Annotated in this window: 1 protein-coding gene; it reads right to left on the bottom strand. The window is 72.9% G+C overall.

Features of this window, described 5'->3' with window-relative positions; all coding sequences use genetic code 11:
- On the bottom strand, positions 1 to 229 hold a 229-nt coding region (locus UK12_RS36065), incomplete at both ends, for a KR domain-containing protein (RefSeq protein ID WP_045307457.1).

Below are 229 nucleotides of genomic sequence, written 5' to 3'. Positions count from 1 at the left end.
TGCCGCTGCGGTTCATCCGCTGGACGTCGAGTTCGTCCAGGCTGCCGACCATGCCGCTGCTGTCGGCCCACGGGCCCCAGGCGAGCGCGGTGGCCGCGATGCCCTGGGCGCGGCGCTGGGTGGCCAGGGTGTCCAGGAAGACGTTCGCGGCAGCGTAGTTGCCCTGGCCGGGGCTGCTCAGGGTGCCGGCGGCGGAGGAGAAGAGGACGAACGCGGTCAGGTCGAGACC

Origin of the sequence: Saccharothrix sp. ST-888, assembly GCF_000955975.1 — a bacterium.
Lineage (GTDB): Bacteria > Actinomycetota > Actinomycetes > Streptomycetales > Streptomycetaceae > Kitasatospora.
The sequence above is the reverse complement of the archived record's forward strand: the minus strand, read 5'-3'. Positions and strand labels throughout refer to the sequence as shown.